Source organism: Pseudarthrobacter sp. J1738, assembly GCF_050490315.1.
In the GTDB taxonomy this organism is placed as follows: Bacteria; Actinomycetota; Actinomycetes; order Actinomycetales; family Micrococcaceae; genus JBNPEO01.
This window is the reverse complement of sequence record NZ_JBNPEO010000001.1, coordinates 436,596-450,939: the sequence shown is the minus strand read 5'-3', so window position 1 is coordinate 450,939 and position 14,344 is coordinate 436,596. Positions and strand designations below refer to the sequence as shown.

The following is a 14,344-nucleotide window of genomic DNA, read 5'->3' as shown; positions in this document are numbered from 1 at the left end:
TCTACTCACCACCTTCGCGACGCAAAATGCGTGCCTTCAACGGGAGCTTGTGGATCGCCAGGCGCAGGGCCTCGCGGGCTACCGATTCTTCGACGCCGGAGATCTCAAAGAGAACCCGTCCCGGCTTGACGTTTGCGACCCACCACTCCGGAGAACCCTTACCGGAACCCATGCGGGTTTCGGCCGGCTTCTTCGTCAACGGGCGGTCCGGATAAATGTTGATCCAGACCTTACCGCCACGCTTGATGTGGCGGGTCATCGCGATACGAGCAGACTCGATCTGACGGTTGGTGACGTATGCCGGGCTCAATGCCTGGATACCCCATTCACCGAAGGAGACCTTCGTGCCGCCCGTAGCAGCGCCGGAACGACCCGGGTGGTGCTGCTTACGGTGCTTGACTCGACGTGGGATAAGCATTTAAGCCTGTCCTCCTTCTACAGCCTGAGCCGGTGCGGCTACAGCTGCCTCAGCTGCCGGTGCTTCTGCAGCTGCGGGAGCTGCGTCTGCTGCCGGACGGTCGTTACGACGACGGCGGTCACCTGCCGGGCGGCCCGGACGGTCACCGGCGCCACGGCCGCGGGACGGAGCTGCAGCTTGCTGCTGAGCCAGTTCCTTGGAGGTGACGTCGCCCTTGTAGATCCAAACCTTCACGCCGATACGGCCGAAGGTGGTCTTGGCCTCGTAGAAGCCGTAGTCGATGTTCGCACGCAGGGTGTGCAGCGGCACACGGCCTTCGCGGTAGAACTCCGAGCGAGACATTTCGGCGCCACCGAGACGGCCCGAGCAAGCGATACGGATACCCTTGGCACCAGCACGCTGAGCGGACTGCATTGCCTTCTTCATTGCGCGGCGGAAAGCCACACGTGAAGTCAGCTGCTCTGCAACGCCCTGAGCAACAAGCTGAGCTTCCATCTCGGGGTTCTTGACCTCGAGGATGTTCAGCTGAACCTGCTTGCCCGTGAGCTTCTCGAGCTCGCCGCGGATGCGGTCTGCTTCGGCTCCACGACGACCGATAACGATACCCGGACGTGCAGTGTGGATATCCACACGAACACGATCGCGAGTGCGCTCGATCTCTACGCGGGCGATACCGGCGCGCTCCATGCCCGTGGACATAAGCTGACGGATCTTGATGTCTTCGCGAACGAAGTCCTTGTAACGCTGGCCCGGCTTGGTGCTGTCAGCAAACCAGTGCGAAACGTGGTCAGTGGTGATGCCGAGTCGGAACCCGTGCGGGTTTACTTTCTGTCCCACTTAGCGAGCCTCCTCTTTCTCAGGGGTAGCGACAACCACAGTGATGTGGCTGGTGCGCTTCTTGATCTGAAATGCGCGACCCTGAGCACGCGGCTGGAACCGCTTCATGGTCGGGCCCTCATCAACAAAGGCCTCGCTGATGAAGAGGTCGCCCTCGTCGAATGCGACACCGTCTTTGTCCGCAAGAACGCGGGCGTTGGCGATGGCCGACTGAACTACCTTGAAAACCGGCTCCGAAGCTGCCTGGGGGGCAAACTTCAGAATTGCCAGAGCCTCATTCGCTTGCTTACCACGAACAAGGTTGACGACGCGCCGGGCCTTCATAGGCGTTACGCGGATATGACGCGCAATTGCCTTGGCTTCCATTGCTTTCCTTCTCTCGTCTAAGACGTAAGTGCAGGCGCCTAGCGGCGCTTGCCCTTACGGTCGTCCTTAACATGGCCGCGGAATGTCCGCGTGGGAGCGAATTCGCCGAGCTTGTGCCCGACCATCGACTCGGTGACAAACACCGGAATGTGCTTGCGTCCATCGTGTACGGCGATCGTGTGCCCGAGCATGTCGGGGATGATCATCGAACGGCGGGACCAGGTCTTGATGACATTCTTGGTGCCCTTTTCGTTTTCCCTGGCTACCTTCACAAAGAGGTGCTGGTCAACGAAAGGACCTTTTTTCAGGCTGCGTGGCATGTGTCCAGGCTCCTATCGCTTGTTCTTGCCAGTACGGCGGCGACGAACAATAAGTTTGTCGCTCTCTTTGTTCGGGCGGCGGGTGCGGCCCTCGCGCTTACCGTTCGGGTTGACCGGGTGACGTCCACCGGAAGTCTTACCCTCACCACCACCATGCGGGTGGTCAACCGGGTTCATAGCTACACCACGGACTGTCGGGCGAACGCCCTTCCAGCGCATGCGGCCAGCCTTACCCCAGTTGATGTTGGACTGCTCGGCGTTGCCCACCTCGCCGACGGTTGCGCGGCAGCGCACGTCAACGTTGCGGATTTCACCGGAGGGCAGACGCAACTGAGCGAAGCGACCTTCCTTGGCTACCAGCTGTACCGAAGCACCAGCAGAGCGAGCCATCTTGGCACCGCCACCGGGACGCAGTTCAACTGCGTGGATGGTGGTACCAACCGGGATGTTGCGCAAAGGCAGGTTGTTGCCAGGCTTGATATCAGCGTTGGCACCTGCTTCTACGAAGTCGCCCTGGTTGAGCTTGTTAGGAGCGATGATGTAACGCTTGGTGCCATCAACGTAGTGCAGGAGCGCGATGCGAGCCGTGCGGTTCGGATCGTACTCGATTTCGGCAACGCGGGCGTTGACGCCGTCCTTGTCGTGGCGACGGAAGTCGATCAGACGGTACTGACGCTTGTGTCCACCACCCTTGTGACGGGTCGTGATCTTACCGGTGTTGTTACGTCCACCCTTTTTGGGCAACGGACGGACCAACGACTTTTCCGGAGTCGACCGCGTGATTTCTGTGAAGTCGGCTACGCTCGAGCCACGACGGCCCGGGGTAGTCGGCTTGTACTTACGGATTCCCATAATTTATTTCCTCGTTAAAGTGGTCTCCGCTACGAGAGCGGACCGCCGAAGATGTCGATTGTGCCTTCTTTGAGGGAGACAATGGCACGCTTGGTACCCTTGCGCTGACCCCAGCCGAATTTGGTGCGCTTGCGCTTACCGGCACGGTTGATGGTGTTGATCGATTCGACCTTGACAGAGAAAATCTTCTCTACGGCCAGCTTGATCTCGGCTTTGTTCGAGCGAGGGTCCACCAAGAAGGTGTACTTTCCCTCGTCGATCAGGCCGTAGCTCTTCTCCGAAACCACGGGCGCCAATACGACGTCGCGCGGGTCCTTGATGGTGGCTGCGCTCACTTGGCATCCTCCTCGTTCTTGCTGTCCTTCTGAGCAACGAATGCTTCGTAGGCAGCCTGGGTGAAGATCACGTCGTCGGCGACGAGCACGTCGTAGGTGTTCAACTGATCTACGTAGAGAACGTGAACACTCTCGAGGTTGCGCACAGACAGTGCTGCAACATCGTTGGCGCGGTCGATAACAACGAGCAGGTTCTTACGCTCGGATACGGAGCGCAGCGTGATCTGTGCTTCCTTGGTGGACGGCGCGGAGCCATTTACCAAGTCTGCAACCACGTGGATGCGGCCGTTACGTGCGCGGTCAGAGAGAGCGCCACGCAGTGCGGCAGCCTTCATCTTCTTGGGGGTCCGCTGGCTGTAGTCACGCGGGGTCGGGCCGTGGACAATGCCACCACCGGTCATGTGAGGAGCGCGGATCGAGCCTTGACGAGCGCGACCTGTACCCTTCTGCTTGAACGGCTTACGGCCTGCACCGGAAACTTCAGCGCGGGTCTTGGTCTTGTGAGTACCCTGGCGAGCAGCAGCGAGCTGTGCAACGACAACCTGGTGCAACAACGGCACGTTGGTCTGTACGTCGAAGATCTCTGCAGGCAGGTCTACCTTGACTGTGTTTGCCATTGAACTAGGCTCCCTTCACGGCGGTGCGTACGAATACGACCTGGCCGCGGGCACCGGGGACGGCACCCTTAATCAGGAGCAGCGACTTCTCAGCGTCAACAGCGTGAACCGTGAGGTTCAGCGTGGTGTGACGGACGGCGCCCATGCGACCGGCCATTTTCATACCCTTGAAGACGCGGCTCGGGGTGGATGCGCCACCGATGGAACCGGGCTTACGGTGGTTCTTGTGAGCACCGTGGGAAGCGCCAACACCGTGGAAGCCGTGACGCTTCATAACACCGGCAAAGCCCTTACCCTTGGAGGTTCCGACGACGTCGATCTTCTGGCCGGCTTCGAAGAGCTCTACGGAGAGCTCCTGACCCAGTTCGTAGGTGTCAGCGTCTGCGGTGCGCATTTCAACAACGTGACGGCGAGGCGTAACGCCAGCCTTCTCGAAGTGGCCGGCAAGCGGCTTGGTGACCTTGCGCGGGTCGATCTGGCCGTAGCCGATCTGTACGGCGACGTATCCGTCTACCTCTGCATTGCGCAGCTGGGTAACGACGTTTGAGTCAGCCTGGACGACAGTTACTGGGATGAGCTTGTTGTTCTCGTCCCAGACCTGGGTCATGCCGAGCTTCGTGCCCAACAGGCCCTTTACATTACGGGTTGCGGTCATAGTCTCTCAGCACCTCCCTAAAGCTTGATTTCGATGTTCACGTCAGCCGGCAGGTCGAGACGCATGAGCGAATCTACAGCCTTAGGCGTGGGGTCAATGATGTCGATCAGACGCTTGTGAGTACGCATTTCGAAGTGCTCGCGGCTGTCTTTGTACTTGTGGGGAGAACGAATTACACAGTAAACGTTCTTCTCGGTCGGAAGCGGCACTGGGCCAACAACCGTTGCGCCTGCGCGCGTGACCGTCTCAACGATCTTCCGTGCTGAAACATCAATGACCTCGTGGTCATATGACTTCAGCCGGATGCGGATTTTTTGTCCCGCCATGTCGCCTGACTCGCTTTCAGTAAGTGCGGCTCTAGGTATTAGGGCTGCTCTGTTCACTTTCCTGTTGCATGTGGCTGCCGAAGCATTCGAAGTCGTAACTACCACCCATCGCACAGGCTGAATCCGAATTTAATCCGGGTTCCTCAACCTGCCGAAGCAACCGACCCCCGCGGTCGGGCGTGTCGCGGTTTCTAGGACAAAAAAGTCACAGACCTGCGCCACATTCCATGGGGGTGGGTTATGTTTGGGCTTCAACCTGGACCCTGACACTCGGCATTATCCGAATCGGGACACGAAGAAGCGCTTGAACAACTCATCCAGTATTGCTGATTTTCGCCAAGATAGCGAATCCAGCTCCGCTCCCCCGCTTTGCACCAGGGATTAATCCACTCGCCGGCTGGACGCGATAATTTGGGGCTGCACTCAAGGTGCCGTCCCGTCGTCGACCTTTGGAAGACTACTCCCCGCGCTTGTTGGCGCGGTTTATCCGCTTGGCGCGGTCAATCTCCGAGGCAAAATTGCGCTTGATGTAAAAGTATCCACCAACGGCAACTACAACAACAACCAGAAAAATCAAGAATCCCATGCCCTGAAGGCTACCAGTCAGGTGATGAACTCCACACCACAAGCCAGACCGCAGACGCAGAAAAGCCCCAGTCCTCACACTCGAAAGTGTGTGGACCGGGGCCCTGCGGCACCGGCGAGTACCAGGTACTCAGTGGGCCAATCTCAAGTAATAATTACTTGATGATCTTGGTAACACGTCCCGAACCAACGGTGCGGCCACCTTCACGGATAGCAAAGCCGAGGCCCTCTTCCATGGCGATCGGCTGAATCAGCTCGACAGTCATTTCGGTGTTGTCGCCAGGCATAACCATTTCCGTGCCCTCAGGCAAGGTGATAACACCGGTAACGTCAGTCGTACGGAAGTAGAACTGCGGGCGGTAGTTGGAGTAGAACGGGTTGTGACGTCCGCCTTCGTCCTTGGAGAGGATGTAGACGTTGCCTTCGAAGTCGGTGTGCGGGGTGATGGAACCCGGCTTTACAACAACCTGGCCACGCTCTACGTCGTCGCGCTTCAGACCGCGAAGCAGCAGACCACAGTTCTCGCCAGCCCAAGCTTCGTCGAGCTGCTTGTGGAACATTTCGATACCGGTAACGGTGGTCTTCTGAACCGGACGGATACCAACGATTTCAACCTCAGAGTTGATCGCGAGGGTACCGCGCTCGGCGCGACCCGTTACAACGGTTCCACGACCGGTGATGGTGAAGACGTCTTCGATCGGCATCAAGAACGGCTTGTCACGGTCACGTACGGGGTCCGGAACGGACTCGTCAACAGCAGCCATGAGGTCCTGAACAGACTTAACCCAAACCGGGTCGCCTTCCAGAGCCTTCAAACCGGAAACGCGAACAACCGGAGCCTCATCGCCATCGAAGCCCTGCGAGCTCAAGAGCTCACGAACTTCCATTTCAACGAGATCCAAGAGCTCTTCGTCGTCAACCATGTCGGACTTGTTCAGTGCGACGAGCAGGTAGGGAACACCAACCTGGCGGGCCAACAGAACGTGCTCGCGGGTCTGAGCCATCGGGCCGTCGGTAGCAGCAACTACGAGGATTGCGCCGTCCATCTGAGCAGCACCGGTGATCATGTTCTTGATGTAGTCAGCGTGACCGGGGGCGTCTACGTGTGCGTAGTGGCGCTTCTCGGTCTGGTACTCCACGTGGGAGATGTTGATCGTAATACCGCGCTGGCGCTCTTCAGGAGCAGAGTCAATCGACGCGAAGTCGCGCTGCTCGTTGAGATCCGGGTACTGGTCGTACAGCACCTTGGAAATGGCTGCCGTCAACGTGGTCTTTCCATGGTCAACGTGACCGATGGTGCCGATGTTAACGTGCGGCTTAGTCCGCTCGAACTTTGCCTTTGCCACAGGTTCCTCCTAGAACGTTTTCAAAAGACTTACTTGCCGGCCGCGCTTCTCGCGGCAGAAACTCTAGCAAGTCTACTTGGGGGCTTGGGGTTTGATGAAATTGCAGATTCGGGAATTAATTCTAATCCCTAGAGCCTGTTTGCGCAGATGGCCGGAGTCCGGCTAGCTTCGTCCGGCCATCTGCACTGACTATGGGTCTGTTGCCAGACCAATAGCCAAGTTTTTGTGGAACTTAGTCCTAGGACTACTCTCCGCGGTTCTTCTGGATGATCTCGTCAGCAAATGCCTTCGGGACCTCAGCGTAGCTGTGGAACGTCATGGAGTACACGGCGCGGCCCTGGGTCTTGGAGCGCAAGTCACCGATGTATCCGAACATACCGGAGAGCGGGACGTGCGCACGGATGACCTTTACACCCTGTGCATCTTCCATGGACTGCATCTGGCCACGGCGAGAGTTGATGTCACCAATAACTTCACCCATGTATTCCTCAGGGGTGCGGACTTCAACATCCATCATCGGTTCAAGCAAGATCGGGTTAGCCTTGCGTGCAGCTTCCTTGAAAGCCATACGGCCGGCGATCTTGAACGCCATTTCCGAAGAGTCAACGTCGTGGTAGGCGCCATCGAGCAGGATTGCCTTGATACCAACAACCGGGTAACCGGCCAAGACACCATCGTTGAGTGCATCCTGGATACCAGCGTCAACGGAGGGGATGTATTCGCGAGGAATACGGCCACCGGTGACCTTGTTCTCGAACTCGTACAGTTCTCCATCGGAAGTATCCAACGGTTCGATCGCAATCTGGATCTTTGCGAACTGACCCGAACCACCAGTCTGCTTCTTGTGCGTGTAGTCGTGACGCGCAACAGGGTTCTTGATGGTTTCACGGTAGGCAACCTGAGGCTTACCAACGTTGGCTTCAACCTTGAATTCGCGGCGCATGCGGTCCACAAGGATATCCAAGTGGAGCTCGCCCATGCCGGCGATGATGGTCTGGCCGGTGTCTTCGTCAAGGTTGACCTGGAAGGTCGGGTCCTCGGCGGAGAGCTTCTGGATAGCGGTGGAGAGCTTCTCCTGGTCACCCTTGGTGTTGGGTTCGATCGCAACGGAGATCACGGGAGCCGGGAAGCTCATGGATTCCAAAACGATCTGGTCGTTAGAGTCGCACAAGGTATCACCGGTGGTGGTGTCCTTGAGGCCGATAGCTGCGTAGATGTGGCCAGCGGTAGCGCCCTCAACAGGCATTTCCTTGTTGGCGTGCATCTGGAACAGCTTACCGATGCGCTCTTTCTTGCCCTTGGTGGAGTTGACCACCTGTGCACCAGCTTCAACGTGACCGGAGTACACGCGGATGAAGGTGAGCTGACCGAAGAACGGGTGAGCCGCAATCTTGAACGCGAGAGCCGAGAACGGCTCCTCGGAGGAAGGCTTACGGGTCAATTCCTTCTCTTCGTCGCGAGGATCGTGACCGATCATCGGGGGGACGTCGAGCGGGTTCGGCAAGTAGTCAATGACAGCGTCAAGCATCGGCTGAACGCCGCGGTTCTTGAACGCAGAACCACAGAAGACCGGGTAGAGCTCGGAAGCGATGGTCATCTTGCGGATGCCAGCCTTGAGTTCCTCAACGGTGATTTCTTCACCTTCGAGGTACTTCTCCATGAGCTCTTCGGAGGACTCAGCAACGGTCTCTACGAGAGCTGCACGGTACTCCTCTGCCTTTTCCTTGAGGTCAGCGGGGATCTCCTGAACCTCGTACTTGGCGCCCATTGTGACGTCACCCTTAGCGTCACCAGGCCATACCAAGGCACGCATTTCGAGCAGGTCAACAACGCCAATGAAGTCGTTCTCAGCACCGATCGGGAGCTGCATAACCAAAGGCTTTGCACCGAGGCGGTTGATGATGGTGTCTACGGTGAAGTAGAAATCAGCACCGAGCTTGTCCATCTTGTTGACGAAGCAGATGCGCGGAACATCGTACTTGTCAGCCTGACGCCACACGGTCTCCGACTGAGGCTCAACGCCCTCTTTACCGTCGAATACAGCAACAGCACCATCGAGGACGCGCAAGGAGCGCTCAACCTCAACGGTGAAGTCAACGTGACCGGGGGTGTCGATGATGTTGATCTGGTTCTGGTTCCAGAAGCAAGTCACGGCGGCAGACGTGATGGTGATGCCGCGTTCCTTTTCCTGTTCCATCCAGTCGGTCGTCGAAGCGCCGTCGTGCGTTTCGCCGATCTTGTGGTTCACACCTGTGTAGAACAGGATGCGCTCGGTGGTAGTGGTCTTGCCAGCATCAATGTGGGCCATGATGCCGATATTGCGGACCTTATTAAGGTCGGTAAGCACGTCCTGTGCCACAGTGTTTCCCTTTCGGATGGACAACACGTTCGCCGCTGGCCAAGTAGACCAGCGGCGAACGCTGCAGTGTTACCAGCGGTAGTGTGCGAAGGCTTTGTTCGACTCGGCCATCTTGTGGGTGTCTTCGCGACGCTTTACAGCAGCGCCAAGACCGTTAGAGGCGTCGAGGATCTCGTTGCGGAGACGCTCGGTCATAGTCTTCTCGCGGCGAGCCTTGGAGTAACCAACCAGCCAGCGCAGAGCCAGCGCAGTGGCGCGACCCGGCTTGACCTCAACCGGAACCTGGTAGGTGGCGCCACCGACACGGCGGGACTTCACCTCGAGGCTCGGCTTGATGTTTTCCATGGCCTTCTTGAGGGCTGCAACGGGGTCGCCGCCGCTCTTCTCACGAGCACCTTCGAGTGCGCCGTAAACAATGCGCTCTGCGGTGGACTTCTTGCCGTCTACGAGCACCTTGTTGATCAGCTGAGTGACCAAAGGGGAACCGTATACGGGATCTACAACAAGCGGCCGCTTAGGGGCCGGACCCTTGCGAGGCATATTACTTCTTCTCCATCTTTGCGCCGTAGCGGCTGCGAGCCTGCTTGCGGTTCTTTACACCCTGGGTATCCAGTGCGCCACGAACAATCTTGTAGCGAACACCGGGAAGGTCCTTAACACGACCACCGCGAACGAGCACGATGGAGTGCTCCTGGAGGTTGTGACCAACACCGGGGATGTAGGCGGTTACTTCTACGCCACCGTTAAGGCGCACACGTGCAACCTTACGCAGAGCCGAGTTCGGCTTCTTCGGGGTGGTGGTGTATACGCGGGTGCAAACACCGCGACGCATCGGGCTGCCCTTCAGGGCGGGAGCCTTGGTCTTGGAGACCTTAGGCGAGCGGCCCTTGCGGACCAGCTGCTGAATCGTAGGCACTTTCGTGTTCTCCGTTTTGTCTGGAACGGCCGTTCCCGGCCGTTCACTTGTTGCTTTGCCCCGCCGCCTGAGCCTAAAGATGAATCTCTTAGCAGTCGAGGCGAAGCACTTAATAGTCGGATCGCATGATCGGGGAAGATCCACTGCCAACGCCGGTCAAAGACCTACCATCGGCATCCCGGGATCAAACAGCTCCTAGGCATGCAAAAATGTGGCATTCGTTGCACAAGGACCCTGCAACCCGGAATTCATCCACTGCCACACTAACAATTGGTCACTAGCCTACCATGCGCGGGGCCAGACGCCCAATGGAGCCGGCACAGGTGACTATCCCCCAACCGGCCAGCCAGCGCCATGCTCCAACCACTAACCCGCATCCAACCATTAACTCTCACTACAACCGTTAACGCGCGACGGCGGTCACTCACCTAAGGTGAGTGACCGCCGTCGTGATTGAACTACTGATGTGAACTAGGCGTGAATCTTAGTTAGAGAATCCTGCGCCGAGGTCGTAGTCGTCCAAAGGAATGGCGTGGAACTCAGGAGCTCCGTCACCACCCAAGGTGTCGTAGGAGAAGTCGCTGAATGCGCTGGGGCCGGTGAACAGATTGGCCTTTGCTTCTTCAGTGGGCTCCACGGTGACGTCGGTGTAGCGCGGGAGACCCGTGCCGGCCGGGATCAACTTACCAATGATCACGTTCTCCTTTAGACCCAAGAGCGGATCGCTCTTGCCTTCCATAGCCGCCTGCGTCAGAACGCGGGTGGTTTCCTGGAAGGAGGCTGCGGAGAGCCACGACTCGGTAGCCAACGATGCCTTGGTGATACCCATCAGTTCAGGACGACCTGCAGCAGGCGTCTTGCCCTCGGATACAACACGACGGTTCTCGTCTTCGAAGCGTCCACGCTCTGCGAGCTCGCCCGGAAGCAAGTTCGAGTCGCCGGACTCAATGACGGTAACGCGACGCAGCATCTGGCGGACGATAACCTCGACGTGCTTGTCGTGGATACCAATACCCTGGCTCAAGTACACACCCTGCACTTCGTCCACAAGGAACTTCTGTGCAGCACGCGGACCCATAATGCGCAGAACCTGCTTGGGGTCAACCGGACCCTGGATCAGCTTCTGGCCCACCGTGACGTTCTGGCCATCTTCGATGAGAAGGCGTGAACGGCGCAGTACCGGGTAAGCAATTTCCTCGGAACCATCGTCCGGGGTAATCACCAAGCGCATCTGACGCTCGGACTCTTCAATGGTGATGCGGCCGGCCGCTTCAGCGATCGGTGCAACACCCTTCGGGGTACGGGCTTCGAAGAGCTCCTGGATACGGGGCAGACCCTGAGTAATGTCATCTCCACCACCGGCAGAAACAGCACCACCAGTGTGGAAGGTACGCATGGTCAGCTGAGTACCGGGCTCACCGATGGACTGCGCGGCGATAATACCAACGGCCTCGCCGATGTCTACGGTCTTACCCGTAGCCAAGGAGCGGCCGTAGCACAGTGCACAGGTTCCAACGCTGGACTCACAGGTCAGCACGGAGCGAACCTTGATCTCAGTGATGCCTGCAGCGAAGAGCTCAGCAATAACAACGTCACCGCAGTCAGTTCCGGCAGCAGCCAAAACGTTGCCCTTAGCGTCAAGAACATCAACGGCCAAGGTACGGGCGTAAGCGCTGTTCTCAACGTTCTCGCCCAGAACCAGCTCGCCGTTAGCGTCAGCAACAGCGATCGGGGTCATCAGACCACGCTCGGTGCCACAGTCTTCTTCACGAACAATAACGTCCTGAGAAACGTCCACCAGACGGCGAGTCAAGTAACCCGAGTTGGCGGTACGCAGAGCGGTATCAGCAAGACCCTTACGAGCACCGTGAGTAGCGATGAAGTACTCGAGAACGGACAAGCCTTCGCGGTAGGAAGACTTGATCGGACGCGGGATGATCTCACCCTTAGGGTTAGCCACAAGACCACGAATACCGGCAATCTGGCGAACCTGCATCCAGTTACCACGTGCACCAGAGGACACCATGCGGTTAATCGTGTTCATCGGAGAGAGCGAATCGCGCATGGCCTGTGCGATCTCGTTCGTAGCCGAGTTCCAGATCTCGATGAGTTCCTGGCGACGCTCGTCGTCGTCAATCAAGCCCTTGTCGTACTGGCCCTGAATCTTGGCGGCCTTAGTCTCGTAACCGGCCAGGATGGCGGGCTTGGACTTCGGAACCTCAATGTCAGAGATTGCCACGGTGACACCCGAACGGGTGGCCCAGTGGAAACCAGCATCCTTCAAGTTATCCAGCGTTGCTGCGGTAACTACCTTCGGGTAACGCTCTGCGAGATCGTTAACAATCCGGGAAAGTTCGCCCTTGTCAGCAACAGCTTCAACCCACGGGTAGTCCTCGGGCAAGGTGTCGTTGAAGATCACCTGTCCCAGCGAAGTCTGAACGAGAACCGGAGTACCGGGCTCCCAGCCTTCCGGAGCTTCCCAACCTGCGTAAGGCACAAAGCCTTCAAGGCGGATCTTGACCTGCGAGTTCAAGTGGAGCTCGCGGGAATCGTAGGCCATGATGGCTTCCGAAACCGAGGAGAAGATACGGCCTTCGCCAGCAGAACCAACACGCTTGGTGGTCAAGTGGTAGAGACCGATGATCATATCCTGCGAAGGCAAGGTCACCGGGCGGCCATCAGAAGGCTTCAAGATGTTGTTCGAGGACAGCATCAAGATACGAGCCTCAGCCTGAGCTTCGGGGCTCAGCGGCAAGTGAACTGCCATCTGGTCACCATCGAAGTCAGCGTTGAATGCGCCACAAACCAGCGGGTGAAGCTGGATTGCCTTACCTTCAACAAGCTGCGGTTCGAACGCCTGGATACCCAAACGGTGCAGGGTAGGTGCACGGTTGAGCAGTACCGGGTGCTCGGTGATGATCTCTTCGAGAACATCCCAAACCTGCGGGCGGTAACGCTCCACCATACGCTTAGCGCTCTTGATGTTCTGAGCGTGGTTGAGGTCAACCAAGCGCTTCATAACGAACGGCTTGAAGAGCTCAAGTGCCATCTGCTTAGGCAGACCACACTGGTGCAGCTTCAACTGCGGGCCAACAACAATAACCGAACGGCCAGAGTAGTCAACGCGCTTACCCAAAAGGTTCTGACGGAAACGGCCTTGCTTACCCTTGAGCATGTCGCTCAGGGACTTCAACGGGCGGTTACCCGGGCCAGTTACCGGACGTCCACGACGACCGTTATCGAAGAGGCTGTCAACAGCTTCCTGCAGCATGCGCTTCTCGTTGTTAACGATGATCTCGGGGGCACCAAGATCAAGCAGACGCTTCAAACGGTTGTTGCGGTTGATCACACGACGGTAGAGGTCGTTGAGGTCAGAGGTCGCAAAGCGGCCACCGTCCAACTGCACCATCGGGCGCAATTCCGGCGGGATCACCGGAACAGCGTCAAGAACCATACCCAGAGGGCTGTTGTTCGTGGTCAAGAACGCGTTGACAACCTTCAAACGCTTCAGGGCACGGGTTTTACGCTGGCCCTTACCGTTGGCGATGATGTCGCGCAGGAGCTCAGCTTCTGCTGCCATGTCAAAGTTCTCAAGACGCTTCTTGATAGCTTCGGCACCCATGGAGCCTTCGAAGTAGAGTCCGTAGCGGTCGCGCAGCTCGCGGTACAGTCCTTCGTCACCTTCAAGGTCAGCAACCTTGAGGTTCTTGAAACGGTCCCAAACCTGCTCGAGACGCTCGATCTCAGCATCGGCACGCTTACGGACGTTCGCCATCTGGCGGTCAGCCGAGTCGCGGGCCTTCTTTTTGTCGGCAGCCTTAGCACCTTCACCTTCAAGGCGAGCAAGCTCGTCCTCGAGGTCACGGGCGATCGTGGCAATGTCAGAGTCGCGGTTGTCGATGAGCTGCTTCTTCTCAACGTCATGCTCAACCTGGAGGTTAGGCAGTTCGTTGTGACGAGCTTCTTCGTCCACGCTGGTGATCATGTAAGCAGCGAAGTAAATGACCTTTTCGAGGTCCTTCGGTGCCAAGTCAAGGAGGTAGCCCAAACGGGAAGGAACACCCTTGAAGTACCAAATGTGGGTTACCGGAGCGGCAAGCTCAATGTGGCCCATGCGTTCGCGGCGAACCTTTGCGCGGGTGACTTCAACGCCACAACGCTCGCAAATGATTCCCTTAAAGCGCACGCGCTTGTACTTACCGCAGTAGCACTCCCAGTCGCGGGACGGGCCAAAGATCTTCTCACAGAAGAGGCCGTCCTTCTCAGGCTTGAGCGTGCGGTAGTTAATGGTTTCCGGCTTCTTAACCTCGCCGTAAGACCAACCACGGATGTCATCCGCAGTGGCGAGGCCGATCTGCATGAGGCCGAAGGAGGATTCGCTGGACATATGGTCCCTGTTCTCTCTTGTTCTC

The 14,344-nt window shown here is 57.8% G+C and carries 15 protein-coding genes; all 15 read right to left on the bottom strand.

Annotation, left to right across the window (positions count from 1 at the left end; all coding sequences use genetic code 11):
* Position 1: 1 nt before the first annotated feature.
* The 15 genes from rplP to ACQR35_RS02075 all read right to left on the bottom strand — a co-directional run bounded on the left by rplP (position 2) and on the right by ACQR35_RS02075 (position 14,319).
* The gene (gene rplP, locus ACQR35_RS02145; RefSeq protein WP_430266373.1) at positions 2–418 is read right to left on the bottom strand and encodes a 50S ribosomal protein L16; all 417 of its coding nucleotides are present in this window, start codon (positions 416–418) and stop codon (positions 2–4) included.
* Positions 419–1,255, bottom strand: a complete 837-nt coding sequence (gene rpsC, locus ACQR35_RS02140) for a 30S ribosomal protein S3 (RefSeq protein WP_430266372.1) — start codon at positions 1,253–1,255, stop codon at positions 419–421. It lies immediately after the preceding gene.
* On the bottom strand, positions 1,256–1,621 hold the full coding sequence (gene rplV, locus ACQR35_RS02135) for a 50S ribosomal protein L22 (protein ID WP_430266371.1): 366 nt from the start codon (positions 1,619–1,621) through the stop codon (positions 1,256–1,258). It lies immediately after the preceding gene.
* 38 nt (positions 1,622–1,659) lie between these two features.
* Complete coding sequence (rpsS, locus tag ACQR35_RS02130; RefSeq protein ID WP_003803803.1) at positions 1,660–1,941, bottom strand: 30S ribosomal protein S19; 282 nt, start codon at positions 1,939–1,941, stop codon at positions 1,660–1,662.
* A gap of 12 nt (positions 1,942–1,953) precedes the next feature.
* Positions 1,954–2,793, bottom strand: a complete 840-nt coding sequence (gene rplB / locus ACQR35_RS02125; protein ID WP_430266370.1) for a 50S ribosomal protein L2 — start codon at positions 2,791–2,793, stop codon at positions 1,954–1,956.
* A 29-nt stretch (positions 2,794–2,822) separates the two neighbouring features.
* A complete protein-coding gene (gene rplW, locus ACQR35_RS02120; RefSeq protein WP_430266369.1) occupies positions 2,823–3,128 on the bottom strand; it encodes a 50S ribosomal protein L23 in 306 nt (101 codons plus the stop codon).
* Positions 3,125–3,745: a 50S ribosomal protein L4 gene (rplD, locus tag ACQR35_RS02115; protein WP_430266368.1), complete on the bottom strand. Its 621-nt coding sequence runs from the start codon at positions 3,743–3,745 to the stop codon at positions 3,125–3,127. Before rplD ends, rplW begins: the two co-directional genes overlap by 4 nt.
* A 4-nt stretch (positions 3,746–3,749) precedes the next feature.
* Complete coding sequence (gene rplC / locus ACQR35_RS02110) at positions 3,750–4,400, bottom strand: 50S ribosomal protein L3 (RefSeq protein ID WP_430266367.1); 651 nt, start codon at positions 4,398–4,400, stop codon at positions 3,750–3,752.
* 17 nt (positions 4,401–4,417) lie between these two features.
* Entirely contained in the window at positions 4,418–4,726 is a 309-nt protein-coding gene (gene rpsJ, locus ACQR35_RS02105) for a 30S ribosomal protein S10 (protein ID WP_003803825.1), read from the bottom strand.
* A 457-nt stretch (positions 4,727–5,183) separates the two neighbouring features.
* Entirely contained in the window at positions 5,184–5,312 is a 129-nt protein-coding gene (locus tag ACQR35_RS02100; protein ID WP_430266366.1) for a hypothetical protein, read from the bottom strand.
* Positions 5,313–5,466: 154 nt separating this feature from the next.
* Positions 5,467–6,657, bottom strand: a complete 1,191-nt coding sequence (gene tuf / locus ACQR35_RS02095) for an elongation factor Tu (protein WP_430266365.1) — start codon at positions 6,655–6,657, stop codon at positions 5,467–5,469.
* Between the two features lie 244 nt (positions 6,658–6,901).
* Positions 6,902–9,016 (bottom strand): elongation factor G, encoded by a 2,115-nt coding sequence (fusA, locus tag ACQR35_RS02090; protein WP_430266364.1) that lies wholly within the window; start codon positions 9,014–9,016, stop codon positions 6,902–6,904.
* A gap of 69 nt (positions 9,017–9,085) precedes the next feature.
* Entirely contained in the window at positions 9,086–9,556 is a 471-nt protein-coding gene (gene rpsG, locus ACQR35_RS02085; RefSeq protein ID WP_427015310.1) for a 30S ribosomal protein S7, read from the bottom strand.
* A gap of 1 nt (position 9,557) precedes the next feature.
* A complete protein-coding gene (rpsL, locus tag ACQR35_RS02080; RefSeq protein ID WP_055239341.1) occupies positions 9,558–9,932 on the bottom strand; it encodes a 30S ribosomal protein S12 in 375 nt (124 codons plus the stop codon).
* Positions 9,933–10,416: 484 nt separating this feature from the next.
* Positions 10,417–14,319, bottom strand: a complete 3,903-nt coding sequence (locus ACQR35_RS02075) for a DNA-directed RNA polymerase subunit beta' (protein WP_430266363.1) — start codon at positions 14,317–14,319, stop codon at positions 10,417–10,419.
* Positions 14,320–14,344: the final 25 nt, after the last annotated feature.

What these genes read in the sequence shown, in the direction of transcription:
- rplP (WP_430266373.1), bottom strand. Translation starts at nt 418, where the DNA reads ATGCTTATCCCACGTCGAGTCAAGCACCGTAAGCAGCACCACCCGGGT.
- rplV (WP_430266371.1), bottom strand. Translation starts at nt 1,621, where the DNA reads ATGGAAGCCAAGGCAATTGCGCGTCATATCCGCGTAACGCCTATGAAG.
- rpsS (WP_003803803.1), bottom strand. Translation starts at nt 1,941, where the DNA reads ATGCCACGCAGCCTGAAAAAAGGTCCTTTCGTTGACCAGCACCTCTTT.
- rplB (WP_430266370.1), bottom strand. Translation starts at nt 2,793, where the DNA reads ATGGGAATCCGTAAGTACAAGCCGACTACCCCGGGCCGTCGTGGCTCG.
- rplD (WP_430266368.1), bottom strand. Translation starts at nt 3,745, where the DNA reads ATGGCAAACACAGTCAAGGTAGACCTGCCTGCAGAGATCTTCGACGTA.
- rplC (WP_430266367.1), bottom strand. Translation starts at nt 4,400, where the DNA reads ATGACCGCAACCCGTAATGTAAAGGGCCTGTTGGGCACGAAGCTCGGC.
- rpsJ (WP_003803825.1), bottom strand. Translation starts at nt 4,726, where the DNA reads ATGGCGGGACAAAAAATCCGCATCCGGCTGAAGTCATATGACCACGAG.
- ACQR35_RS02100 (WP_430266366.1), bottom strand. Translation starts at nt 5,312, where the DNA reads ATGGGATTCTTGATTTTTCTGGTTGTTGTTGTAGTTGCCGTTGGTGGA.
- rpsG (WP_427015310.1), bottom strand. Translation starts at nt 9,556, where the DNA reads ATGCCTCGCAAGGGTCCGGCCCCTAAGCGGCCGCTTGTTGTAGATCCC.
- ACQR35_RS02075 (WP_430266363.1), bottom strand. Translation starts at nt 14,319, where the DNA reads ATGTCCAGCGAATCCTCCTTCGGCCTCATGCAGATCGGCCTCGCCACT.